At 70.1% G+C, this 23,590-nt stretch carries 23 protein-coding genes; 13 read left to right on the forward strand and 10 right to left on the reverse strand.

Annotation, left to right across the window (positions count from 1 at the left end; all coding sequences use genetic code 11):
• The coding region (locus AC2A1K_RS21835) for a transposase (protein ID WP_483898434.1) at positions 1 to 404 on the forward strand (404 nt) is incomplete at its 5' end.
• A 267-nt stretch (positions 405 to 671) separates the two neighbouring features.
• Here AC2A1K_RS21835 and AC2A1K_RS21840 read toward each other — a convergent pair.
• From AC2A1K_RS21840 to AC2A1K_RS21885, 10 genes are all read right to left on the reverse strand, one after another.
• Entirely contained in the window at positions 672 to 1,172 is a 501-nt protein-coding gene (locus AC2A1K_RS21840; RefSeq protein ID WP_483898435.1) for a nuclear transport factor 2 family protein, read from the reverse strand.
• Positions 1,169 to 2,923, reverse strand: a complete 1,755-nt coding sequence (locus tag AC2A1K_RS21845) for an FAD-dependent oxidoreductase (RefSeq protein ID WP_483898436.1) — start codon at positions 2,921 to 2,923, stop codon at positions 1,169 to 1,171. The genes AC2A1K_RS21840 and AC2A1K_RS21845 overlap by 4 nt, the downstream gene beginning before the upstream one ends.
• A 40-nt stretch (positions 2,924 to 2,963) precedes the next feature.
• Positions 2,964 to 4,151 (reverse strand): LLM class flavin-dependent oxidoreductase, encoded by a 1,188-nt coding sequence (locus AC2A1K_RS21850; RefSeq protein WP_483898437.1) that lies wholly within the window; start codon positions 4,149 to 4,151, stop codon positions 2,964 to 2,966.
• Between the two features lie 426 nt (positions 4,152 to 4,577).
• Positions 4,578 to 4,844, reverse strand: a complete 267-nt coding sequence (locus AC2A1K_RS21855; RefSeq protein WP_483898438.1) for an alcohol dehydrogenase catalytic domain-containing protein — start codon at positions 4,842 to 4,844, stop codon at positions 4,578 to 4,580.
• Between the two features lie 40 nt (positions 4,845 to 4,884).
• On the reverse strand, positions 4,885 to 5,274 hold the full coding sequence (locus AC2A1K_RS21860; RefSeq protein WP_483898439.1) for an EthD domain-containing protein: 390 nt from the start codon (positions 5,272 to 5,274) through the stop codon (positions 4,885 to 4,887).
• Between the two features lie 82 nt (positions 5,275 to 5,356).
• A complete protein-coding gene (locus AC2A1K_RS21865; protein WP_483898440.1) occupies positions 5,357 to 5,848 on the reverse strand; it encodes a VOC family protein in 492 nt (163 codons plus the stop codon).
• Positions 5,845 to 7,491, reverse strand: a complete 1,647-nt coding sequence (locus AC2A1K_RS21870; protein ID WP_483898441.1) for an FAD-dependent oxidoreductase — start codon at positions 7,489 to 7,491, stop codon at positions 5,845 to 5,847. The genes AC2A1K_RS21865 and AC2A1K_RS21870 overlap by 4 nt, the downstream gene beginning before the upstream one ends.
• Complete coding sequence (locus tag AC2A1K_RS21875; protein WP_483898442.1) at positions 7,488 to 7,946, reverse strand: GlcG/HbpS family heme-binding protein; 459 nt, start codon at positions 7,944 to 7,946, stop codon at positions 7,488 to 7,490. The genes AC2A1K_RS21870 and AC2A1K_RS21875 overlap by 4 nt, the downstream gene beginning before the upstream one ends.
• Before the next feature lie 26 nt (positions 7,947 to 7,972).
• A complete protein-coding gene (locus AC2A1K_RS21880; RefSeq protein WP_483898443.1) occupies positions 7,973 to 9,619 on the reverse strand; it encodes a GMC family oxidoreductase in 1,647 nt (548 codons plus the stop codon).
• 184 nt (positions 9,620 to 9,803) lie between these two features.
• Entirely contained in the window at positions 9,804 to 10,598 is a 795-nt protein-coding gene (locus AC2A1K_RS21885) for an IclR family transcriptional regulator (RefSeq protein WP_483898444.1), read from the reverse strand.
• Between the two features lie 71 nt (positions 10,599 to 10,669).
• On the opposite strand from AC2A1K_RS21885, the gene AC2A1K_RS21890 reads away from it, so the two are divergent.
• The 12 genes from AC2A1K_RS21890 (at position 10,670) to AC2A1K_RS21945 (ending at position 23,514) form a co-directional block, all read left to right on the forward strand.
• Complete coding sequence (locus AC2A1K_RS21890) at positions 10,670 to 12,022, forward strand: MFS transporter (RefSeq protein WP_483898445.1); 1,353 nt, start codon at positions 10,670 to 10,672, stop codon at positions 12,020 to 12,022.
• Positions 12,019 to 13,740 (forward strand): thiamine pyrophosphate-binding protein, encoded by a 1,722-nt coding sequence (locus AC2A1K_RS21895; RefSeq protein ID WP_483898446.1) that lies wholly within the window; start codon positions 12,019 to 12,021, stop codon positions 13,738 to 13,740. Before AC2A1K_RS21890 ends, AC2A1K_RS21895 begins: the two co-directional genes overlap by 4 nt.
• The gene (locus tag AC2A1K_RS21900; protein WP_483898447.1) at positions 13,730 to 15,412 is read left to right on the forward strand and encodes a bifunctional 3-(3-hydroxy-phenyl)propionate/3-hydroxycinnamic acid hydroxylase; all 1,683 of its coding nucleotides are present in this window, start codon (positions 13,730 to 13,732) and stop codon (positions 15,410 to 15,412) included. The genes AC2A1K_RS21895 and AC2A1K_RS21900 overlap by 11 nt, the downstream gene beginning before the upstream one ends.
• A gap of 4 nt (positions 15,413 to 15,416) precedes the next feature.
• Complete coding sequence (locus tag AC2A1K_RS21905; protein ID WP_483898448.1) at positions 15,417 to 16,190, forward strand: IclR family transcriptional regulator; 774 nt, start codon at positions 15,417 to 15,419, stop codon at positions 16,188 to 16,190.
• A 2-nt stretch (positions 16,191 to 16,192) separates the two neighbouring features.
• A complete protein-coding gene (locus tag AC2A1K_RS21910) occupies positions 16,193 to 17,146 on the forward strand; it encodes a 3-carboxyethylcatechol 2,3-dioxygenase (protein ID WP_483898449.1) in 954 nt (317 codons plus the stop codon).
• A complete protein-coding gene (locus AC2A1K_RS21915) occupies positions 17,143 to 18,021 on the forward strand; it encodes an alpha/beta fold hydrolase (RefSeq protein WP_483898450.1) in 879 nt (292 codons plus the stop codon). The genes AC2A1K_RS21910 and AC2A1K_RS21915 overlap by 4 nt, the downstream gene beginning before the upstream one ends.
• Entirely contained in the window at positions 18,018 to 19,070 is a 1,053-nt protein-coding gene (locus AC2A1K_RS21920; RefSeq protein ID WP_483898451.1) for a Gfo/Idh/MocA family protein, read from the forward strand. Before AC2A1K_RS21915 ends, AC2A1K_RS21920 begins: the two co-directional genes overlap by 4 nt.
• Before the next feature lie 146 nt (positions 19,071 to 19,216).
• A complete protein-coding gene (locus AC2A1K_RS21925; protein WP_483898452.1) occupies positions 19,217 to 19,615 on the forward strand; it encodes a nuclear transport factor 2 family protein in 399 nt (132 codons plus the stop codon).
• A gap of 30 nt (positions 19,616 to 19,645) precedes the next feature.
• Entirely contained in the window at positions 19,646 to 21,064 is a 1,419-nt protein-coding gene (locus AC2A1K_RS21930; RefSeq protein WP_483898453.1) for an FAD-dependent oxidoreductase, read from the forward strand.
• Positions 21,065 to 21,504: 440 nt separating this feature from the next.
• Entirely contained in the window at positions 21,505 to 22,575 is a 1,071-nt protein-coding gene (locus AC2A1K_RS21935) for an IS630 family transposase (protein WP_483898527.1), read from the forward strand.
• A gap of 3 nt (positions 22,576 to 22,578) precedes the next feature.
• A complete protein-coding gene (locus AC2A1K_RS21940) occupies positions 22,579 to 22,995 on the forward strand; it encodes an MsnO8 family LLM class oxidoreductase (protein WP_483898454.1) in 417 nt (138 codons plus the stop codon).
• 240 nt (positions 22,996 to 23,235) lie between these two features.
• The gene (locus AC2A1K_RS21945; RefSeq protein ID WP_483898455.1) at positions 23,236 to 23,514 is read left to right on the forward strand and encodes a hypothetical protein; all 279 of its coding nucleotides are present in this window, start codon (positions 23,236 to 23,238) and stop codon (positions 23,512 to 23,514) included.
• Positions 23,515 to 23,590 lie beyond the last annotated feature (76 nt).

A 23,590-nucleotide genomic window follows, 5' to 3' on the forward strand; every position in this document is an offset into this window, starting at 1 on the left:
ACGGATGGCGCTACACCGCGTTCGCCACCGACACCCGTGTCGGACAGTTGGCGTTTCTCGACGCCCGCCACCGCGCCCACGCCCGGGTCGAGGACCGCATCCGCACCGCCAAGGACACCGGCCTGGAGCACTTCCCGTCCCGGAGCTTCGCGGTCAACGCCGCGTGGCTGCACGTGGTCATGATCGCGGTCGACCTCATCGCCTGGACCCAGACACTGCTGCTCGACGGGCACCTGGCCAAGGCCGAGCCCAAGACGCTGCGCTACCGGCTGCTGCACGTCGCCGCCCGCCTGACCCGCGGACAACGGCGTCTCTGGCTGCGCATCCAACGATCCTGGCCCTGGGCGGTCGACCTCGCCGCCGCGTTCACCAGGCTGCACGCGCTCCCCGTCCCTGCAGGCTGACCCCAGTTCACGACCCTGCGAGACCTGGAGCAGCCGGCGAACGGCAGGCCGGCCGATCACCCACGCCCATCACCGGAACACTCCAAAACAAGATCAACCACCGACGCTGAAGATCGGTCCCGCGTCCTCATGAATAACCGGGGCTAACCGCAGCAAGCGCGGTGGTGGCGCTCCAGTGGACGACCGCGGAGCGGTGGTTCCGTAAAGGCTGAAGCAGCTCGTCAGCCACTGAGCCTCTCCCGCATGCTGGGGCGATGGCAGCGGAGGTCACCCCTCACGGGCCGTGGTGGTCCGGCGCGCTCCCCTGGGAATCAACTCCCCGAGCAGGTGCCTGCTGAGGTCGGTGAAACCGTCCGGACGGATGATCCGCTCGGTGTAGTACCACTTGTCGTCACCGACGGCGAACGTGTCCTGGTAGCGGCCCAGGTAGACCGGCTGGAGAGGGAAGTCCTCGACCGCCTGGAACAGGAGGATCGTGGAGCGCGAAGTCGCCGTGCGGTCGTCGGTGGCCAGCTCGATTAGCGGGTTGAGGATGAGGTGCCTGGTGCCGAGCGAGTCGCCGTGGGTACGAACGTGCTCCCGCAGCCATCGTGAGAGATCGGCTCCGCTGAGCCCGGGCTCGTCGGGACCGCCGTTGCGCCACACGCCGTGCGCGAACAACGCTGCGACGCCGTCGAAGTCTGCCCCGTCGAGGCGCTCGCAGTAGGTATAGAGCAGCGCCTCGATCTGGCGGTGGGCATCCCACCGCTGCTCCCACGTCAGTGTCATTCGGGGACCTCCTGGGTCATTCGGGGACCTCCCTGGAGCGAGTGGGGGGTCGAGTGCAGGCTGTTCCCGACCGTGTTGTTCTCCGGGGTGGCGAGGTCGCGGCCGGCGAGGAAGCCGAACGTCATCGCCTCGCCCAGGGTGATGCCGCCTGCGGGGTATGCGGGCCCGCAGGCCGACGCGGCCACGTTGCCGGCCGCGTACAGCCCCGGGACGACGCCGCCGCGCATGCCCACGACCCGGCCACGGCCGTCGGTGCGCAGCCCACCGTTGGTGCCGACGGATCCGTGGTGGATCCGCACGGCGTGGAACGGGCCCTCCGCGATGGTGGCCAGCGCGCGCTCCGGGATGGGGCCGCCACTGGTGTAGGCCTCGAACCACACGGTGCCGCGGCCGAAGTCGGGGTCGGCTCCTCGGGCGGCGTTCTGGTTGAACCGCTGGATCTCGGCGAGGAACGTCTGCTCGTCCACATCGATGGTCTGGGCCAGCTCGGCGAGGGTGGCGGCCTCGACGACCCACTCCGGGGTGGCGCTGCCCGGTGCCAGGTCACGGATCGTGATGCGCTCGCGGACCCGCCGGTCGAACACCGCCCACACCGGCGGTTCGTTCGGCCAGGTCCGCGTGATCGGATCGTAGGGTAGGAAGGTCTTGGACATGTCGTGATAGGCGACCGCCTCGTTGGTGAACCGGCGCCCCTCGCGGTTCACCAACACCACCCCGGCCTCCATGCGGGGTGTCTCCATGATCGCCAGTCGGTGATCCTCGATCTCCAACGGATAGTCGGCGATCACCGGGATGCCCCAGTGCGAGGTCATGTTCGCCAGCGCGGCACCGGTCTCGATGCCCATCACGAGCCCGTCACCGACGTTGGTCGGTGGCGTCATGGGCTTCAGCTCGGGGACACCGAGGAAGGCGAGCACGAGGTCGCGACTCCACTCGAAGCCGCCGGTCGCGACGACCACGCCGCGGCGCGCCCGCAGGAAGCGCTCGCCTCCGACGCCCGCTGTCACGACCCCGGCGACCCGTCCGTGCTCGACGACCAGCCGCGACGCTGGGGCCGCGGTGTGGATCCGCACGCCCAGCCGCAGCGCCGCCTCCAGCAGGCCCGACACCAGCGCCGCCCCCAGGCAGTGCACGCCGTCGTCCTCGCGCCGCTTCGCGAGGATCGGCAGGTGCGGTGCCGGAGCCGCGGCACCCGACGCGTTCGGGTTGGTGGACTTCGGGTCGGCGGCGGCTCCGGCTCCAGAGATCTCCTGCAGGGTCAGCCTCGGCATGTGGGGGCTGACCCGCACACGCTCGTACCACTCCCCGAGCGCTGCTGCCGCGGGGAAAGGCTCCGGCTCGATGGAGCGGCCCCTTGGCCGCCCACCGGTGTGGTCGGCGTAGTAGTCGGAGAACGCCTCGGTGACCATGAACCGTAGCCGGGTGTGCTCCTCCACCCACCGGACCATCCCCGCCGCGGTGTCGAGATAGGTGCCCACTAGGTCGCCCGGGACGTCTCGGTCTCCTGTCAGGGTCCGGACGTAGGCGAGGGCGTCCTCCCGGGAGTCCTCGACCCCGACGCCCGGCATGAGGTGGTTGCCCGGCGCCCACAGCATCCCGCCGGAGAACGCCGTGGTGCCGCCGACTAGCGCGGCCTTCTCCAGGAGCACCACGTCGGCCCCGCTCTCGGCTGCGACCACGGCGGCCACCAGTCCCGCTGCCCCGGATCCCAGGACGACGACATCGTGCTCTGACTCGGTGTCTTCCCGCATGTGTGTACCCGCGCTCCTCTCTGGACCCCGCGCCGACCCGTCAGCTCTCGCGCACGCCGGCCTCGATCAGCAGCGGCCGGATCTCACGTGCGTACGTCTCGAGGCCTTCCCCGTAGTCGGGGAAGGAGACGGCCATCCCGTCGAGGCCCGCCCGGCGGATCCGCACGATGCGCTCGGCGATCTGCTCGGCGGTGCCGACCAGCGGGAACGCGTAGGGGCCGACAGCACACTTCTGCGCGGTCTCGAGGGCCTCTTTGTCCTCGAAGATGTCGGAGCTGCGCACCTTGCCTTCCCCGAGGCCGGTGAACGCTCTGATGGTCTCGAGGTCCATGGTCTCGAGCGAGATGTGCTCGAATCGGCGGCGTGCCTCGGCCTCGGTGTCGGCGCACACGATGTAGCCGTGGCCGAAGACCTTGACCTCCCGCCCGGCCACAGCGTGGGCGTCGGCGCGGGCCTGCGCCGCGGCGGGAGCGAGGTCGTCCATGCCCTGGAAGAAGCAGAAGATCATGTCGGCGAACCGGCCGGCGAATCGACGACCGGCGGGGCTCGACCCGGCGCTCATGATGACCGGCCGGGGCCGCTGGATCGGGCGGGGCCGGGAGATGATGCCGTTGCCCTGCACGAAGTGACCATCGAAGTCGAACGGGGCCTGTTCGTCGAAGACCCGCAGCAGCAGCCGCATCCATTCCTCGGCGTGGGCGTAACGCGCATCGTGGTCCTGCGCCGGTACGCCGAACATCGCGAACTCGCGGTCGTTCCAGCCGGCGACGACGTTCAGGGCCGCCCTGCCGTTCGAGATGTGGTCGATGGTGGTGGCCATCTTGGCCACCATCGTCGGGTGGTAGAGGGGAATCTGGACCGTGGCGAACACCTGGGTTCGCTCGGTTCTCGCGGCCAGGGCCGCGGCCCATGTGAACGTCTCGTAGATCCGGTCCAGGTAGGGGTCGGCGTCGATGTAGTGCTTCCAGTGCGCGATCGGGATGATCGCGTCGATGCCAGCCTCATCGGCTTGCGTCGCCAGCCTCATCTGCTCGTCCCAGGTGACTCGGATCAGGCCGTCCGCGTGCGAGAAGCTCGTCCCGCGGGCGGTGTTCATGGAGAACAGCGCCAATTTGAAGTCGTTGACCGGTCCGAGGACCGGCGACTCGGTGACGGCGACGGTCCGGTATTCCGTCTCGTCCACGGTGATATCGGCGGTCGCGGTGCTCGCGGTCTGTGTACTCATCATCGAAGCTCTCCGTACGGAGACAGGGGATGGGCCGGGTGACCGCGGTGTCTCCGCTCCGCGGTCACGGTGAATGGGCCGGCCGGGCCGTCGGACGCTTGATCAGTAGATGGCGACCACACGCCCGACGACCTCGCCGCACCGCAACTTCCCCAGCGATCCGGAACACGGTCGAAGTCGGTGCGAACGATGGACGGTTTGATCTCGCCGGATGCGAGCCAGTCCAGAACCGCGGCGACGGACTCGCAGTCCGCTGGTCTGGGCTGGAGACGGCCAGCGATGACGACCGCGGCGTGGGCGGTCATACTGGGCCCGCCGAGGACGGCGTTTGCGTCATCGACGGCATGGGGACACGCACGAGCGACTCCGGACTCGCGATGATCGACTCGCCGACCCCGCCGTCGCGCTGATAGCCGTGGTGCTCGGGGCTCATCGTCTAGATCGCCACCCCATCACCTGCCGACCACCCTCGACTTCGGCGCGCAGCTCGGCGATCTCGCCTGCGATCTCGTGGCCGGGCACGACGGGCGGCCGCAGCAGCGCCATCCACCCCTCGTCCTCGAACAGGCCCACGTCCGAGTGGCAGATGCCGGCAGCCCGGACGGACACCGCAGCCTCTCCCGCAGCCGGCTTCGGGTCGTCGAGCTCGACGAATCGCAGCGGGGAGTGGGTATCGGTGAACTGCCAGGCCCTCACTGGGCTGCCCCCTGATCAGAGACCATCGACACGACGCCGGTCATCGCGGGAGCCCCCGGGCGGTCGTCGCGATCCCCGATCTGCTCAGCGTCGGGTCGAGGAAGTTCTTCTCGTCTTCGGTGAACGCGCGTTGCACCTCGGGATCATCGAGGATTCGACCGAACTCAGCGTAATCGGCGTCATCGGCGAAGACGATCTCGGTCAGGACATCGGGCGTGTCCCGACTCGCCGTGGCTCCCGCGCCCCCGGTGGCGTGCGGCCGGTTGTCCGCGAGCGTCGGGAACTCGGCCAGATAGTTGCGCCGGTACTCGGAGTACAGGTGCCCGACGTACTTCGCCGTCAGCGGGACGTGGGTGTTCTCATAGTAGTTCCGGAACTGCTCGGCGGTCATGTCCGCCTTGCGGGTCAGTGCCAGCATCAGGGTGACCATGGGTCCTCCTCGATCCTTTTTCGTCAGTGACTCAGAATGCTTCTCTACGTCAGCCGATGCTCCGGCGCACTTCGGTCCTGCCTCACCGGAACGGGCTCTCTGCTGGCAGCCAGATGGTCTCGAAGAAGCACCCGATGATCTGGCGGGTGTCGAAGTAGGCGAACCCGCCGGCCGCGTTGAGGCCGTAGGTCACCTGCTCGAAGCCCCGGCGCCGCATGAGTTCCACGGCCTCGTCGAGATCGTCGACGACGAGCCCGACGTGGTGCAGGCCGTAGCCCTGCTCGTCGACGAGCTCCTGGTAGACGCTGGCCCCGCGCACCGGCTGGATGAGCTCGATCTGGGGGGTCGTGTGGTTGAGCGCCAGCCGGATGTCCCAGGTCGCCTTTTCGCCCCGGTGGGTGTACGAGGGCTCGTTCGCGGCCGCGAACTCGAAGGAGTCGAACGCGCCCAGGTCCAGCAGCGTCCCCCAGTTCGCGATCGCCTGATCGATGTCGGGGACGACGAAGCAGATCTGGTCCACCTTGCTCCCGAGCCCGAACAGCGCCGCCGCGGTCTCGGGTGGCGCGGCGCTCATCGAGCGCTCTCCGTGACTCGGGTCGCGGCGTGAGCACCGGCGAGGTGCCCGAAGGTCAACGCGACCCCCAGCGTGCCGCCGCCCGCCCAGTAGGCCTGGCCTGCCGGCGACGCCGCGCAGTTCCCGGCCCCGTACAGGCCGGGAATCGGCGAGCCGTCGACGTCCAGCACACGGCCGTACGCGTCGGTCTTCGGGCCGCCCTTGGTGTCCAGCATCCCGGCCACCAGGAGGACCGCGTGGTAGGGGCCCTCCTCGGCGAAAGGATGCATGGTCGGGTTCGGACACGGGTTCTCCCGCGCCGGGCCGTGCCAGGCGACCTGGATGGCGGACTCGCCCCGATGAAAATCGCGGTCCACGCCCTCGCGGGCGTAGTCGTTGAAGGTCTCCACGGTCTCGCGCACCCGATCGGCGAAACCCTCGTCGAGGCGCAGCCCGCCGATCTTCGAGGCGTGCTGCTGCAGCTTCGCGTCGATGTTGGTCGCGAGCTGCTCCCAGGTCTGGCCCGAGACGACGTCCCTCGTGTCGCCGCCGGGAAGGGGCACCGGGTGTCGGGCGAACCACTCGGTCTCGCTGCGGGCCACCACGTCGTCGTAGATCATGAACGTCACGAGGTTCGGGAAGTCACGGGCGTCGGCCCGGTATTGGAAGTGCACCTGGGCGCGCTCGTTGTAGAGCATCTTCTCGTTCACCACGCGCCGCCCCCGGCGGTTGACCTGGATCATGCTGTCGCCGAAGCCGATCCAGATGTCCTTGTGGGTCTCCCGGTGGCGCAGCGCCTCCTCGAGGGTGATCTGGTTGAACCAGGCGTTGGCCATGTTGCCCAGCGCCGCTCCGGCCGAGGTGGCGATACCGACGAAGTCGCCGGTCGCGGTGGACGACGCACAGCCGCCGAACACCGGTCCCCGGATGTTGTCCAGGACCATCTCGGGGTTGTGGGCGAAGCCGCCGGTCCCGAAGACCACGCCGCGCTCCGCGCGCATCCGGGTCGGGCCGTCGGGCGTTTCGACGATGACGCCGAGCACGGCACCGGACTCGTCCTGCACGAGCCTGCGCACCCGGTGCTCGGTGAGGATCTCGACTCCAAGCTTCTCGGCGGCCTCCCGCAGACCGGCGATCAGCAGGATGCCGCCGTCCTCGGCCAGCACGTCGGTTCCCTCGGGGCGCATCTGACGGCCGTAGGGCGCCTTGTTCTGTGGCAGATCGGGGTGGTAGTCGGGGTCGTCCATCGCCGCGACGGGACGCACGCCGCCGAGGGCCTGCAACGCCTCGACCGCGGGGGCGGCGTTGTCGTAGAAGGCCTCGATCAGCGCGAAACGATCCGAGGCGATTCCTCGGGTCGGGCTCGTGGGATCGAAGAGCTGTGGGTACGCGAGCCTGGCCATGTAGTCGAGCGCGTCCTCGCGTGGGTCGGTCATCCCGGCGGTACGCATGTCGGCGTTGTTCGGGATCCAGAACGCTCCCGCGGTCGCCTTGACCGTGGTGCCGCCCACGTCCGGGGCCTTCTCGAGCAGCACCACCCGGGCGCCGTCGCCGGCCGCCGTGACCGCCGCGGCGAAGCCGGCCGCGCCGCCACCGACCACCACGACGTCGGTCGATCGCGACCAGGTCGTCTCCCGCTGGGTCGTGCCTTGCGGGCGGCTCATCGCCGGTCTCCTTCCGCCGCTGTCAGTCCCACGGCGGCGGCGGCGGTCTGGGCGATGTCGTCGTCCTGGGTGTAGTGCCCGCCCGCGGCGGCGACGGCGCCCACCAGCCGGCCGCCCGCGAACAGCGGCACGCCGCCAGGAAGGATGCTGAACCGGGGGGTGTGCACCATCCCTTCGCGCAGGACCTGGTCCCCGGTGACGATGTCGTACCAGGTCGCGGTGGCGGTTCCCGAGGACGCCGCGGTCCAGGCCTTGTCCAGGGCGGCCTGCACCGAGAGCACCGGCGCGCCGTTCGACCGGTGGAACGCGACGAGGTGCCCACCCGGGTCGACGACGGCGACGCTGACCGCCACGCCGATCTCGCTCGCACGCGCGCGGGCGGCGTCGACGAGCGCCGCGGCGCTCGTGTCGTCGAGGGCGGCCACGCCGCGTGTGGCGGACGCTGCTGAGGTCATGTTCGTGCCTCCTTGGCTGTTGCTGCTCAAGAACCGATCAGGGACGCACCGCGCTCACCGAGCATCACCGCGGTCGCGTGGGGGCCGCGTCGCGGCACAGCGGGCAGCACCGAGGTGTCCACAACCCGCAGGCCGTCGACCCCGCGAACCCGCAGGGACTGGTCGACGACGGCACCCGCGTCGGAGTCTGGGCCCATTCGCGCACTGCCCGAGAGATGGAAGTTCGAGTTCAGCGTGTTGCGAACCCAACGGTCCAGCGCGGCGTCATCACCGGCGCTCGGCAGGTCCGGTGCGGTGATCTCGTCGACCCAGGCGGCCATCGGCCCGGTCTGGAGCAGCTCGAGGCAGGCGCGGATCCCGGTGCGCATCCGTGCCATGTCCGTCCCGGAGCGCAGATAGTGGAACTGCAGCTCGGGGTGGACGTGCGGGTCGGCCGAGACCAGCGTCATCTCGCCGCGGCTCTCGGTGCGCTGCAGGCCGACCATCATGTTCAGGTCGCCCTGCCGGATCATCTGCGTGGCGAGGCGCCGCAGAGACACACCGCGCAGAGCGGAGAGCGTGGCCATCGGACGGCGCATGACGTCCGCGGCGCCCTTGAGCAGCGACGCCTGCTTGCCCGCGGCGGGATCGGTCATCATCGAACCCAGCGGGACCACGAACAACAGCAGTTCCAGGTCGCCGGCCGGGTCGTCGCCGGAGTCCATGTTCAGCGCGGCCTGGGCGACCAGCATGGTCGGGTCGAACGGGACGTCCTGCTTCGCCTTGAACCCCACGTAGACGTCCGGGTGGTCCGACCAGTCCCGCCCGACACCGGGCGCGTCGACCACGACGTCGATCCCGACCGACCGCAGCTGCGCGGCCGGCCCGATGCCCGAGAGCAGCAGCAGGTGCGGCGACTTCACCGAGCCGGCGGCGAGCACGACCTCGCGGCCCCGGACGGTCTCCTCGCGACCATCGACCTGCACCTCGACGCCGACGGCCCGACCCTTCTCGATCACGACCCGCAGCACGGTCGCGTTGCCGCGCACCGTGAGATTCGGCCGACCGAGGTGCGGGATCAGGTGCGAGATGGCGGTGTTGACTCGGACGCCGTCGATGAAGTTGCCGGGGACCAGCCCGGCGCCGGGCGCCTCGCCACCGTTCTTGTCCTTCTCCTCGGGGAAGCCGTTGGCGACACAGGCGTCGAGGAAGGACTCCGACAGTGGGCTGAGCAGGTTCCCCTTGGCGCGTTGGACGGGCAGCGGGCCGTCAGTGCCGTGCGCGTCGGTCGAGAAGTCCAGGTCGCGCTCGGCCACCTTGTAGAAGGGCAGACAGGCATCGTAGGACCACTGATCGTTGCCCAACGCGACCCAGTCGTCGAAGTCCGCCCGGGTGGCACGCACGAAATTGGCCCCGTTCATGGCCCCGGATCCCCCGAAAATCTTGCCGCGCGGGACGCTGTAGGGCAGCTCAGGCGTGAGGAACCCCTTGAACGGCCAGTTGTTGGGGTGTCCGGGGACCATCGCCGCCAACGAGGACACCCGCAAGATCTCCTCGGGGAACCCCTCCGCGCTCGCGTAGACCGGCCCGGACTCCAGGACGAGGACTTGGCGGTCCGGATCCTCCGACAGGCGGGACGCGAGGACGCTGCCCGCGGATCCCGATCCCACGATGATCACGTCGTAGTCGTTCATCGGCGAACTCCCTTGCGCCTTGAGACTGCTGGGCCTTGCGTGGAGACTGCTGGGCGTTGCGTGGGGCTGGCACCGTTCGCCGGGTCACGCCGGGCCGAGCGGGCGGCTCGGGTGGGCCACCGCGAACAGGGCGACCCGACACTGTGGCCACCGGGCGGAGACGACGCCAAGCGGCCCGTGCCGCTCAGTGACCCGCCGCGGGGACACCCACGACCGGGGGCCGGTGGCGGGCTCGGACCTCGGCGCTGATCGCCGCGGTCGTCCGCTGCACCTCGTCGGCGACCCGGGTGGCGTCGAAGCGCGTCGCCCAGCCGCTCGTCGACACCGCACCCACCGCCGCCCCCCGGTCGTCGAGCACGGGGGCGGCGGCGCACGAGACCCCGAGGACCGCCTCCTCGTGGTCGAACGCGACCCCTCGCCGGCGCACCACGTCGAACGCGTGGCGCAGCCGCCCCGGCATCACCGACGTCCGTGGCGTGTACCGGCGCAACGGTCCACCGAGGACCGTGTTCATCGTGGCCTCGCCGGCGTGAGCGACCAGCGCCTTGCCCAGCCCCGTGCAATGGGCGGGCCCCCGGGCGCCGATCCGCGACGGGAGCCCCGGTCCCTGCGGGGCAGCGAACTTCTCCAGATAGACGATGTGGTTGTCGTCCAGCACGGCGAAATGCACCGTGACCCCCACGCGGCGGTGCAGCTCGACCAGGTGCGGACGTGCGAGGTCCGAGGCGAAGCGCGGCGGGACGAGGTTGCCGAGCTCGAACAACCTCACCGCCGGGCGATAGCCCTGGTCCGACCGCGCCAACAGCCCCGCGGTCTCGAGCTGCCCGGCCAGCCGGCGGACCGTGGGCTTAGGCAGCCCGCTGCGCCGGGTGAGCTCCGCCAGAGGGAGCACACCGTCATCCGCGGTGAACGCGCCCAGCACGAGCATGACCCTGCCGATGACCGACGGCGGCGCATCGTCGCGAATAGCGTCAGGCATGCTGCGATAGTTGCGATACCGCCCTCGGTCGGTCAAGCTCTGATCGGTCTGATCCCCAGGGAGGTGTCACTGTGGAGACCGATTCGGGAGCACCCGGCGCCCGCTCGCCCGCGGTCGCGTCCGCCGGCGCCACGCGTCCTGGCGGCACCCGCATCGCCCTGGTCGCCTCGATCGGCACGATGATCGAGTTCTACGACTTCCTGATCTTCGCGACGGCCGCGAGCCTCGTGTTCAACACGATCTTCTTCCCGGTCGTCGACCCGCTCATCGGAACGCTGCTGGCGCTGGTCACTTTCGGCGCGGGCTTCCTACCGCGGGCCCTGGGTGCCCTGCTGGCCGGCCACTACGGCGACCGTGTCGGTCGCAAGCGCCTGCTGGTCGTCACGCTTCTGTCGATGGGCCTCGCGACCTTCCTGGTCGGCCTGTTGCCCACCTACGCCCAGATCGGGGTCTGGGCACCGATCGCGCTTGTCGTGCTCCGCCTCGTGCAGGGGCTCGCCGCGGGCGGTGAGTGGGGCGGGGCCGCGCTGGTCGGGATCGAGAACGCGCCGACCGACCGCCGAACGCTCTACGGTAGTTGGAGCATGCTCGGCGCGATCCTCGGCGCGATGCTGGCCACCGCGACGTTCGCGTTGCTCACGTTGATGGACCCCGAGTCCTTCGCCGCCTGGGGCTGGCGGCTGCCGTTCCTGTTGAGCGTCGTGCTGATCGGTGTCGGGCTCTTCGTGCGCGTCGGACTGAGTGAGACCCGGGAGTTCGATGCGAGCAGGCGGTCCGGCGAGATCGTGCGCGCGCCGATCGTCGAAACCGTGCGCAGTCGCTGGCGCGAGGTTCTGCTGGCGGTCGGGGTGAGTACCGGTCACGGCGTGTTCGCCTACCTGTTCTTCACGTTCTCGCTCACCTACGGGACCGGAGCGGTCGGGCTACCGCGCTCGCTGGTGCTCACTGCCTCGGTGATCGGCCTGCTCGTGGAGGCCGGCGCGATCGTGCTGCTCGCCGTGGTCGCCGACCGGATCGGCGCCGGGAAGGTGGTGATCGCCGGGTTCGGGTACCTGTTCGTCTACTCCTTCCTGTTCTTCCCGCTCCTGGAGGTCGGGGCCACGGCGACGACTGTGCTCGCGATGGCCCTCGGCTACCTCGGCGCGGGCGCCATCTTCGGCCCGATCGCGGGCCTGTTCGCGGACCTGTTCCCGCCGGCCATCCGCTACACCGGGCTGTCCATCGGCTACCAGATGGGATCGGTGATCGGCGGCGGCCTGACCCCGACCATCGCGATCGGGCTCTACCTCGCCACCGGCGAGCAGACCTGGCCGGTCGCCGTGTACACGGCGGTGATGTCGGTGATCGGTCTCAGCTGCTGCGCGGTGATGCTGTGCCGCTCGGCCCGGCACCGGGCGCCGACCGCGGCGGTGCTGCCGTCGTGACCCGCCTTAAGAACAGCGCGCTCATCAACTCGCCCGGTGACGTGGACCGCCCCCTGTTCGAGTCACTGGCCGACGCGTTCGTCACCGAAGGGGTCGACACGGTCTTCGCGCTCCTGGGGGACGCGAACATGGCCTGGTGCACTGCTATGAGCCGGCGGCCCGGGGCGCGCGTGATCCATGCCCGCCACGAGGCCGCCGCGGTGACCATGGCGGACGGCTACGCGCGTCGGCGCAGCGAGGTCGGCGAGGTCGGCGTGGCCAGCGTGACGTGCGGGCCGGGGCTGACGCAGGTCGGGACGTCGCTGGTGACCGCGGTTCGGCACGGCACCCCGCTGGTGGTGTTCGCGGGCGACACCCCGACCGGGGCGGTTCACCACGTCCAGTGGTTCGACCAGCGGCCCTTCGTGGAATCGACCGGGGCCACCTTCGTCCCGGCCGAGCCCGACGACGTCGCCGAGGCCGTGGCGGAAGCATTCGCGCACGCTCGGCGCGCGCGGACCGCGGTAGTACTCTCGGTTCCACTCGACCTGCAGCACGCGCCCCCATCGTCGCCATGGGTCTACCGCACCCGGCATGTCGAGCACCCCGCCGCCACAGGACCCGAGGCCGCGGTCGCCGACCGGGTGGCCCAGCTGCTCGCCGAGGCGCGACGGCCGGTCCTGCTGGCGGGCCGCGGTGCGCTCACCGCGCACGCGCAGGCGGAGCTGCTCGCCCTCGCTGACCGCGTCGGGGCCCTGGTCGGCACGACCTGGCGCGCTCGCGGCTGGTTCGACGACCATCCGTGGGACCTCGGGCTCGTCGGCGGGTTCGGCACCGCCCTCACCCAGGAGCTCGTGACCGGAGCGGACCTGGTGCTCGCCGTCGGAGCTCGGCTGAGCCGGTTCACCGTCAGCGACGGCAGGCTGACCACGAACGCGACCGTCGTCCACCTCGACCGGGACCCGCACCGCACCGTCGACGGGGTGGACGTCACCGACGTCGAGATGCGCTCCGACGCACGGCTCGGCCTGCGCGCCCTGCTCGACCGGCTCGACGCCGACACGGCCCCCACGGGCTACCGCACCCCCGAGGTGCGCGCCCGTCTCGACACTCCGCCACCCCGCCCACCACGCTCCGGGCGGACCGACGTGCTCGATCCCTACGACGCCGCGGACGAGATCCAGGACGCGGTGCCCGTCGACTGGCCGATCGTGCTCGGCGTCGCGCACTTCATGCACTTCAGTCTCGAGCGGCTGCGCGGTCGCCATCCCGACCGCTACCTCTACACCTACGACTTCGGGGCGATCGGCCACGCTCTCGGTGCCGCGATCGGCTCCGTCGTCGCCACGGGCACGCCGACGGTGTGCATCGAAGGCGACGGCAGCCTGGTAATGAACCTGCAGGAGCTCGAGACCCTCGCCCGGCATCGGCTGCCGGTCCTCCTGCTGGTCTGCAACGACGGCCAGTACGCCGCCGAGGTCCACAAGCTGCGGTCGATGGGCCTCGACCCGCACGAGGCGGTATTCGGCCCGCCCGACCTCGCCGGCGTCGCCCGTGCGCTCGGCCTTGAGGCGCGCACCGTCGCCCGGGTCGGCGAGCTCGCCGGGCTGGTCGACGCGTTCGGCCGGTCCCCCCGCCCCACCCTCGTCGACCTGCGGGTCGACCCGGACGTCATCTGCCGCGACTACCTGCGGGATATGTTCCGTCAGAATGGAGGAGAGTCCCACCGTGCCCAGTGAATCCGACACCGTTCCCGACGGTCGGTCCGCCGATGTGGTGATCGTCGGGGCCGGGCCGACCGGCCTGGTCCTCGCGAACCTGCTCGGTCTGGAGGGTGTGTCCGTTCTCCTCGTGGACGAGCGAGACGAACTGATCGATTTCCCCCGCGGCGTCGGGATCGACGACGAGACCGTGCGGGTGCTGCAGGCCACCGGGCTCGTCGACGACATCCTGCCGCACACGGTGCCGGACCAGACCCTGACCTACTTCACCGCCGACGGCCACGAGCTGGCCAGCTTCTCCCCCAGCGAAGAAATCTACGGCTGGTCGCGCAAGCACGGCTTCATCCAACCGCTCGTCGACCGGGTCCTGCTCGGCGGGCTCGACCGCTTTCCCCACGTCGCGGTGCACTGGGGCAGCAGGGTGGACTCCGTGGCCCCCGACCCCGACGGGGTCACCGCCCGGATGACCGGCCCCGACGGCGAACCCGTGACGGTACGCGGGTCCTACCTGGTCGGGGCGGACGGCGGGCGCAGCGGCATCCGCAAGTCCATGGGGGTGTCCTTCGACGGGCTGTCCAGCGCGACCCGCTGGCTCGTCGTCGACATCGACAACGACCCGCTCGGGACCCCGAACGCGCACATTGTCTGCGACCCCCGCCGGCCCCGGGTCTCGATCGGGCTCCCCCACGGTGTGCGCCGGTTCGAGTTCATGCTCTTCGACCACGAGAAGGGCGACGTCACCAACCGCGCGGAGGTCGGCCGGCTGCTCGACCCGATCATCCCGGACGCCGAGTCCGCCGAGATCATTCGTGCGCGCGTGTACACCCACCAATCACGGTTGGCGAGCAGCTTCGTCTCCGGCCGTGTCGTGATCGCGGGCGACGCCGCCCACCTCATGCCGGTCTGGCAAGGCCAGGGCTACAACTCATGCGTCCGCGACGCCGGCAATCTCGCCTGGAAGCTGGCACTGATCGTGCGCGGCGAGGCCGACCCGAGACTGCTCGACACCTACAACGCGGAACGCAGGCCCCACGCACGGAGCATGGTCAACCTCTCCCGGCTCACCGGTCACTTCCTCGGCATCACCCACCCCGGCCTCGCCAAGGCCCGCGACCTGGTGACCCGCACGGCCCGGGTGGTCCCGCCGGTCCGGGACTACTTCGTCCAAATGCGGTTCAAGCCCATGCCCACCTACCGGGACGGGGCCGTGGTGAGCACGCCCGGTTCGCCGGCGGGGACGCTGTTCATCCAACCCGACGTCGGGCTGCCCGGCGACGGCGGTCGGCACAAGCTCGACGACGTCATCGGCAACCACTTCGCGCTGCTGCGCTGGGGCGCCGACCCCGCCATCGCGCTCCCGCCCGACCAGGTTGCACGCTGGCGCTCCCTCGGAGCCCGCTTCGTCGCCGTGCACCCGCTCAACCAACTCCCGGACAAGGAGCCCGACCCCGGCCCGGGAGACACCGTCCTCGTCGGCGACGTCACCGGCAGGCTCCGGCACTGGTTCAACACGCACCCGGCGCACCCGTTCGTCATCCTGCGCCCCGACCGGATCGTCGCAGGGAGCGGGCACACCCACCAGGCCCCCGCTCGCTCGGCCTCGCTGCTCTGCGTCCTCGGCCTCGGTCGACCGGCGGCTGCCACCATGGCGCGCCGGGGGGAGAGCCACTCCCGTGGACGGGAGGAGTGACCGGATGACCGACGCGAGCACAGCACCGTCGCGCAGCGAACGCGGCCCGAACGGCTCCCAGACCCTGGCCCGAGGGCTCACGGCCCTGCGTGCCATCGGCGAGTCGGTGGACGGGATGAGCGCCAACGGGATCGCCGAGGCGCTCGGCATCAACGTCCACGCCGCGTACCGGCTGATCCGTCCGTTGGTCGAGTACGGCTTCCTGCGGCGTGACCCGGACAGCCGGTACCGACTCGGCGCGCTCAACCTGCACCTGGCCGAACAGACCCGACTGGGCATCCGATCGGCCGCGCTGCCCGTGCTGACCGACCTGGCCCATCACGCCAAGGTCACGGCAATGTTGTTCACCGCCGAGGGCGACGAGGCCGTCGTGCTCGGCGTCGTCGAGCCGAGCGTCGTTCCCTACCGTGTGAGCTTCATGGAGGGACAGCGCCACCCGATGGACCGCGGATCGGCCGCCTACGCGATCCGGGCCGCCCGGCCGCCCGCTCACGGCGAGCCCGCCGAGGTCACCGCCGCTCGGGGCCGTGGGCACGCCCTGAGCACCGGCGAGATCCAGCCTCAGGCCTTCGGCGCGGCGATCGCGCTCGATCGTGGCCAGGTCGGGACCGAGCTCTGCCTCAACATCGGCAGTCGCAGCCAGACCACCCTGCGAGCTGCCCTGCCGCACCTGCGCGAGGCAGCCATGAAGCTGACCTCGATCCTCAGCGCCGGGGAACCGGCCGACCTCCACGAGGTCCCCGGTTCGACGAACTCCGAGCTCGCAGAAAGGGAATGACCGTGCCGCTCGCTGTCTGCGCCATGTCGCACTCGCCGCTGATCGGACACGTCGACGTCGAGCCGGCGAAGGCCGCGCGGGTCGACGCGGCGTTCGCTGTCGCGAAGGGGTTCGTGGCCGACTTCGATCCCGAGCTGGTCGTTGCCTTCGGCCCCGACCACTTCAACGGCGTCTACTACCGCATGATGCCCGCCTTCTGCGTCGGCGCCGCCGCGTGCGGGGTCGGCGACTACGGCACGTCCTCGGCGACGTTGTCGGTGCCGTCGGACACCTCGACGGCCCTGGCCGCGGCGTTGCTCAAGCAGGACCTGGACGTGGCGATGTCGCACCGGATGGACCTGGACCACGCGTTCATGCAACCGCTGGAGATCCTGTTTGGGGACCCGGCCTCCCGGCTGACCGTCCCGTTCTTCATCAACTGCGCCGCGCCGCCCTTGGGCAGGCCGGAGCGGGCCCGCCGGGTCGGCGAGGCCGTCGGGCGGTTCTTCCTCGACCGCGGCGGGCGGGTCCTGCTCCTCGCCTCGGGCGGCCTGTCCCACGACCCGCCGGTGCCGAACCTCGCGACCTCCCCCGAGCCGGTCCGGGAACGGATCATTGCAGGCCGCCCGATGACGCGGGCGGAGCGCGACACCCGCGAACTGGGCGCCATCGCGGCCGCGAACGCGCTGTCAGCCGACGGCCCTACCGGGATCCGCCCCCTGAACCCGGACTGGGACCACGCGTTCCAGCGCCTCGTGGCGTCGGGGGACCTCACCCAGGTGGCCGACTGGGCACCGGACTGGTGCGAGGCCGACGGCGGCGCCGGAGCCCAAGAGGTGCGCACGTGGATCGCCGCGTTCGCAGGTCTAGCCGCCGCCGGGCCCTACACGACCGAGTACAGCTTCTACGAGGACATGCCGTCCTGGATCGCCGGATTCGGCGTCATGACCGCACGGACCGCAGGGTCAGCAACATGACCGCGCGGTCGACGGAGCCGACGGTCCGGACGATCTGGGGCGATCTCGGAACCGTGCCGATCTCCGTGCGCCACCTCGACATCGCGGGGTACCGGACCCGAGTCCTCGAGGCCGGGCGCGGTGAGCCGTTGGTTCTCATGCACGGCACCGGAGGACATCTGGAGGCGTTCTCCCGCAACGTCGGGCCGCTCGCCGAGCGGTACCGCGTCATCGCCTACGACTTCCCCGGACACGGCTTCTCCGCCCTGGCCGAGACCGACTTGGAGATCGCCGACTACTCCGCCCACCTGCTTGCCCTGCTCGATACGCTCGGGCTCGACCGCGCGCACCTGATGGGTGAGTCCCTCGGCGGATGGGTCGCGGCCAAGTTCGCTCCGGCCCACGTCGACCGCGTCGCGAGCGCCGTCCTCAACACCCCGGGTGGGCGCCGGGCGGACCCGGTCGTGATGAGCCGCATCCACGCACTCACCATGGCCGCGGTCGAGAACCCGACTCCGGCGCACGTCCGGACCAGGCTGGAGTGGCTGATGGCCGACCCGACCTCGGTGACCGACGAGCTCGTCGAGATCCGCCGTCGGATCTACTCGCGACCCGGTTTCGTCGAATCCATGCGCCACGTCCTCTGCCTCCAGCTCGAGAAGCCCCGGTCGCGCAACCTGATCACCGACGCGGAGCTGGCGGCGATCCGCTGCCCGACGCTCGTAGTCTGGACCAGCGACGATCCCTCCGCGCCCGCGTCGGTGGGCGAGAAGATGGCCTCCACCATCCCCGCCAGCGACTTCGCCCTGCTCACCGCGGCGGGACACTGGCCCCAGTGGGAGCAGGCAGGCCGGTACAACGACCTAGTCCTGGGCTTCCTCGAGAAGCTGCGGTGAGCACCGCGTCGGAGCGCGACCCCCTGCGGATCGGCATGGTCGGGGCGGGGGGCATCGCGCGGCTGCGCCACGTCCCCGGGCTGCGGGCGCTGCCCGACGTCGAGCTCGTCGCGGTGGCCAACCGCGACCCCGCCAGCGGCGCGGCCGCCGCCCGCGAGCTCGGCTTCCGGCGCTCACACAGGGACTGGCAGACCCTGCTCGCGGACGACGAGGTGGACGCCGTCTTCATCTGCTCCCCACCGGTGCTGCACGCGACCATCACCCTCGCCGCACTGGAGGCGGGCAAGCACGTCTTCTGCCAAGGCCGGATGGCGACCGGGCTGCGGGACGCCCGTGCGATGCTCGCCGCCGACCGCAGGACCGCCCTCACGACCATGCTCTGCCCCCCGCCGCACTACATGGCGGTCGAGCACATCGTGCGGAGACTGCTCACCGAGGGTCGGATCGGCGAGGTCCGCCACGTCGTCCTCGACCACCCCAACGCGAACTACCTCGACCCGGACCAGCCCCGGCACTGGCGCCAGGTCCGAGCCGTCCAGGGCGTGAACGTCCTCGACGTCGGCGTGACGATCGAGGTCCTCCACCGGCTCTTCGGGCCCGTTCGGGAGCTCTCGGCCGTCGACGCGACCTGGGTCCCGCAACGACGCACCGCCGACGGGACAGCGCCGGTCGAGCTGCCCGACTCCGTCGGCGTGGTCGGCCGGTTCGCCTCGGGCCCCATCCTGACCTGCACGTTCACCGGAGCGGTCCGCGGCGGAACCGAGCACATGGTCCTGCACGGCAGCGACGGGACCCTGTACGCCTACGCACATTCACCGGAGATGCTACTCGACACAGGCGACGGTCCGCAGCCAGTGCCCGTCGACCGGGCCGAACTGCGGGACTGGAACGTAGAGCGGGACTTCGTGACAGCCCTCCGACAGGGCCGCAAAGGCGCGCCCACCTTCGAGGAGGGGGTGCAGTACATGGCCTTCGCCGAAGCCCTCGCCGAAGGTCTGGACGGTGGAGGCACCATCCGTGTCGAGCTCGACGACGTGGTGGGTCACTGAGTGGCCCGAAATCGTAGTGCTGGGCACCGACACGGATCACCCTGAGGTCGCGGCAAACGTGCTCGCGCCACGCACGGGTCTGCGAGCCTGGTGATGTCGCCACACTGGACAGATGTCAATGCGAAACCTGACGAGAAGAGCCTCCTGTGGATACCCAGGAAACGAACAAGCAGACCGTCGAGAGGGCCTACGCCTCGTTCCGGCGCGGTGACATCGACGGCTTCCTCGAGGCCTTCGACGACAGCTCCGAGCTCATCGAAGCCGAGAGCCTTCCCTACGGCGGAGTCTATCGCGGGGTTGAGAGCTGCAAGAAGGCGCTACTAGACCTGGCCGACCATTGGTTGGAGATCGATTACCAGATTCTAGATACCGCCCTCGGCGAGAACCACATCATCGTCTACGGACAGTTCTCCGCGACCGGGAGGACGACCGGCGGAAGAGTGACCATGCCGCTGACGGAGGTCTGGAGCTTCCACAACGGAAAGGTCGCGACGCTGACGGCCATCTACTTCGACACCGCCGCGGCAACGGCGGTACTGACATGACGAGGGCACCGGAGAAGGGAGTCAAGAGCGTTGTCTGATCACGAGACCGTCCCCGACTACGACGTGGTGGTCGTCGGAGCCGGAGCCGCAGGCCTAGCGGCCGCTCTGGAGGCCGCCGACGCCGGTGCAAGCGTCCTGCTGGTCGAGTCCGAGGACGTGGTCGGTGGTTCGAGCCGGCTGTCGTCCGGCCTGCTCATGGGCGCAGGGACACGTCATCAGCGCATGGTCGGGATCGACGACTCGGCCGACCAGCTCTACGCTCACTACCTCACCGTCAACCAATGGAACATCGAGCAATCCCTAGTCCGCGTACTCGCCGACGGAGCCGGCCCGGCCATCGAGTGGCTCGGTGACCTCGGCGTCACGTTCCTCGAGGACATCTACTTCTCCGGCGACGAACCGAAGCCGCGTGGCCATATGCCACGCGGAGAGGGCGCCGAAATCGTGAACGTCCTCCACCGGACGGCCCGAGAGCGCGGAGTCGACATCGCCCTGCGTCGACGCGTCGACCGCCTCATGTTCGAGGGTGAACGGGTGGTCGGCGTCGCGGCCGGAGACGACACGGTGCGCTCCCGGTCGGTCATCCTCACCACCGGCGGGTTCGGTGCAAATCCCGCCCTCTGCCAGCGATACCTGCCGGCACCCGATCGCCACGCGGGCGGCTGGATGTGGTACATCGGCGCGAACTCCTCACGAGGGGACATCTTCGACCTCGTGAGACCTCTGAACGCTCAGATCGTGGGCCGCAATCGTGCCCAGTTGAACCTTCGCCCCAACTTCGCCCACGAGGTCGAGGCTTACCTTCCCGGCTGGCTGGTTGTCGTCAACGGGGAAGGCAATCGATTCTTCGACGAAACCTCACCCTACAGCGTCGCGGACCCGATCGTCCGCGCCCAGCCCGGCCCGGTGTGGGCTGTGCTCGACGACGCAACCAAGCGTTCGGCACAACCCCGGATGTCCCGCGCCGCCAAGAAGGTCGACGTGCCCGGCCTTACCTGGGAGGACTGGGTGGAGCCCGTCATCGACGAGATGGTGACGAAAGGCAAGGTCATCACGGCCCCCACGCTCGACGAACTGGCTTCACTCATCAACGTGCCCGCGGACACCCTCGCCGGCACCCTCGCTCAGTACAACGCCGACGTCGCCGCCGGAGGCGACTCCAGATTCGCGAAGAAGTCCGAGGTCATGCGTCCGGTCGCCGAACCCCCCTTCTACGCCACCGAGTTGCGCCTGATCCAACTGGGTGTCACCGCCGTCGGCCCACGCATCGACGCACAGGCCAGAGTGATCGACGAATGCAGCCGTCCGATACCGGGCCTCTACGCCGCGGGCGAATGCGTCGGCGGCGTACTGGGGCCGGTCTACCTCGGGAGCGGCAACTCGTACAGCAACTGCCTCGTCTTCGGGCGCACCGCCGGCCGCAACGCTGTCGACACGGTCGCGACGTGACACCGAGGTGCCACCATGCATGTTCGCTGAAACCGGGAACCGGCTCGCTCCCGGTCTCCGCGGACACCCGGACTGCCGCCTCCCCCGCTGCTCCAACAGCGTGTCCAAGAAATCGCACACGCCGGCCTCTCCCGAATGGGCACACCCGGTCGCGCAGCCGTGGAGCGACCGAGACGGGAAGGTCGCCGACGTTGGGCCAAGCCCGGTGATCATGAGCATGTTCGCGAGTCCAGCACCCCACCGGGCCGCGGGAGGCTCCCTGCCCGTCGCCGACGGCTCGGCGCGGCGCCGTCCTCGTCGGTGATGGAAGCCGCAACCGTTCTCCGTTGTTGACCGCGACGTCCGGGTCTGAGCGACGAGAGGTGCTGCCGTGTCCCTGCCCTAGTGCCTCGTTAGTCATTTAGCTTGACCAGTGAGATCGGTCGATGAGATCTTGCTGTATGTCGTTAACTGTGGCGGTGGACGTTCCTCCTCGGGACCGCGAGGCGCTGGAGTCGTGGCTGCGGTCGCCCTCGATCCGGGCCGGGGCGGCGCAGCGGGCGCGGATCGTGCTGTTGGCCGCGGACGGGGTCGGGACCAACGAGATCGTCCGCCGGGTGGGCTGCTCGAAGCCCACGGTGATCGGGTGGAAGAAGCGGTATCAGGCCGAGGGCGTCGGGGGCCTCGATGACCGCGCCAAGCCGGGTCGGCCCCGCGAGGTTGACGAGGCCGAGATCGTGGCCCGCACTTTGGATGAGCCACCGCAGCATCTGGGGGTGACGCACTGGTCGAGCCGGCTGCTGGCCGCGGAGCTGGGGATCAGCAACTTCACCGTCGCTAAGGTCTGGCAGCGCTGGGGGCTACAGCCCTGGCGGTCCGAGACCTTCAAGTTCTCCACCGATCCCGAGCTCGAAGCCAAGATCAGAGACGTGGTCGGGCTCTACCTCAACCCGCCCGACAAAGCCGTTGTGCTCTGCGTTGACGAGAAGTCGCAGGTCCAGGCGTTGGAGCGGACAGCGCCGATCCTGCCGATCCGCCCTGGCCTGCCGGAGAAGGCCACCCACGACTACGTCCGCCACGGCACGACCACGCTGTTCGCCGCGCTCGAGGTCGCCACCGGCAAGGTCGTCGACGCCTGCTTCGACCGGCACCGCCACCAGGAGTTCCTCCGCTTTCTCAAGCAGGTCGCGAAGGCCTACCCGAGGGTGAAGCTGCACCTGGTGGTCGACAACTACACCACCCACAAGCACCCCGCGGTGAAGGCCTGGCTGGCGCGTAACCCGCGGGTGACGCTGCACTTCACCCCGACCTCGGGGTCCTGGCTCAACCTGACCGAGGTGTTCTTCTCGATCATCACCCGCCAGGCCATCCGCCGGGGCAGCTACCGCAGCGTCGAGGACCTCACCACCGCCATCCGCACCTGGATCGACGGCTGGAACACCCGCTGCAGCCCGTTCGCCTGGACCAAACCCGCCGACGAACTCGTCGCCCGAGCCACCGGCAGTCAACGTTCCTCGATCACGCGGCACTAGCCGTTGTCGATCCTCAATCTCGCCACCGTTGCCAAGGACGAGACCGTGGCCGAGGCCCTGGAGAACAGCACCCGCCTGGCACAACGCGCAGAGCAGCGGGGACTCCGCCGCATCTGGTACGCCGAGCACCACAACATGCCCAGCATCGCCACGGCGGCGACCAGCGTCCTGATCGCGCACATCGCCGCGCGCACCAAGCGGATCACACTCGGCTCCGGGGGTGATGCTGCCCAACCACTCGCCGTGCAGGTCGCCGAGCAGTTCGGCACCCTCGCTGAACTCCACCCCGGGCGCATCGAACTCGGACTGGGACGCGCTCCCGGCACCGACCAGGACACCGTGCGTGCCCTACGGCATGACCCGAGCGCTTCCCGCAGGACGTCCGGGAACTTCAGGCCTTCCTCGAAAACGACAGCCTGATTCCCCACGTCAACGCCTACCCCGGCCACGGCACCCGGGTGCCGCTGACGATCCTTGGGTCCTCGCTCTACGGCGCCCAGGTCGCCGCGGTGCTCGGCCTGCCCTACGCGTTCGCCTCGCACTTCGCCCCGCAGGCCCTGGAACAGGCCGTCGGGCCAGCTCGCCGAACCGCGCTTCCTCGCCGGGGCGAACGTCATCGCCGCGGAATCCGACCAGGAGGCGCAGGCCCGGTTCCGAGAGATGCAACGCGAGCGCCTGCGCCTGCTCTCCGGCCGTCGTGGGCGCTCGCTCACCCATGCCGAGGCCGACGCGGTGCTCGACAGCCCGGCCGGCGAGCAGGTCCGGTCGATGACCCGCTACAGCGCCGTCGGGACACCGAACGCGGTCGCCCGCTCCCTCGGCGACTTCGCCGCCCGGACCGACGCCGACGAGCTGATCGTCGTCGGTGCCGACACCCGTCGGGAGAGCTGGTGGCGCAGCTGGGAGCTGCGCGCGTCGAAGGTCCAGAACGCCCGCTGACACGCGCGGGCGTGACAGCCCGCAACGACGGCCTTGGCGACGCCTGGATCCGCACCCGTGCGCCGAGCGCCATCGG

The sequence above is a fragment of the Actinomycetospora sp. 2LY8.5 genome (genome assembly GCF_057180585.1).

What these genes read in the sequence shown, in the direction of transcription:
- AC2A1K_RS21840 (WP_483898435.1), bottom strand. Translation starts at nt 1,172, where the DNA reads ATGACACTGACGTGGGAGCAGCGGTGGGATGCCCACCGCCAGATCGAG.
- AC2A1K_RS21845 (WP_483898436.1), bottom strand. Translation starts at nt 2,923, where the DNA reads ATGCGGGAAGACACCGAGTCAGAGCACGATGTCGTCGTCCTGGGATCC.
- AC2A1K_RS21850 (WP_483898437.1), bottom strand. Translation starts at nt 4,151, where the DNA reads ATGATGAGTACACAGACCGCGAGCACCGCGACCGCCGATATCACCGTG.
- AC2A1K_RS21860 (WP_483898439.1), bottom strand. Translation starts at nt 5,274, where the DNA reads ATGGTCACCCTGATGCTGGCACTGACCCGCAAGGCGGACATGACCGCC.
- AC2A1K_RS21865 (WP_483898440.1), bottom strand. Translation starts at nt 5,848, where the DNA reads ATGAGCGCCGCGCCACCCGAGACCGCGGCGGCGCTGTTCGGGCTCGGG.
- AC2A1K_RS21870 (WP_483898441.1), bottom strand. Translation starts at nt 7,491, where the DNA reads ATGAGCCGCCCGCAAGGCACGACCCAGCGGGAGACGACCTGGTCGCGA.
- AC2A1K_RS21875 (WP_483898442.1), bottom strand. Translation starts at nt 7,946, where the DNA reads ATGACCTCAGCAGCGTCCGCCACACGCGGCGTGGCCGCCCTCGACGAC.
- AC2A1K_RS21880 (WP_483898443.1), bottom strand. Translation starts at nt 9,619, where the DNA reads ATGAACGACTACGACGTGATCATCGTGGGATCGGGATCCGCGGGCAGC.
- AC2A1K_RS21885 (WP_483898444.1), bottom strand. Translation starts at nt 10,598, where the DNA reads ATGCCTGACGCTATTCGCGACGATGCGCCGCCGTCGGTCATCGGCAGG.
- AC2A1K_RS21905 (WP_483898448.1), top strand. Translation starts at nt 15,417, where the DNA reads ATGACCGACGCGAGCACAGCACCGTCGCGCAGCGAACGCGGCCCGAAC.
- AC2A1K_RS21915 (WP_483898450.1), top strand. Translation starts at nt 17,143, where the DNA reads ATGACCGCGCGGTCGACGGAGCCGACGGTCCGGACGATCTGGGGCGAT.
- AC2A1K_RS21935 (WP_483898527.1), top strand. Translation starts at nt 21,505, where the DNA reads ATGTCGTTAACTGTGGCGGTGGACGTTCCTCCTCGGGACCGCGAGGCG.
- AC2A1K_RS21945 (WP_483898455.1), top strand. Translation starts at nt 23,236, where the DNA reads ATGCAACGCGAGCGCCTGCGCCTGCTCTCCGGCCGTCGTGGGCGCTCG.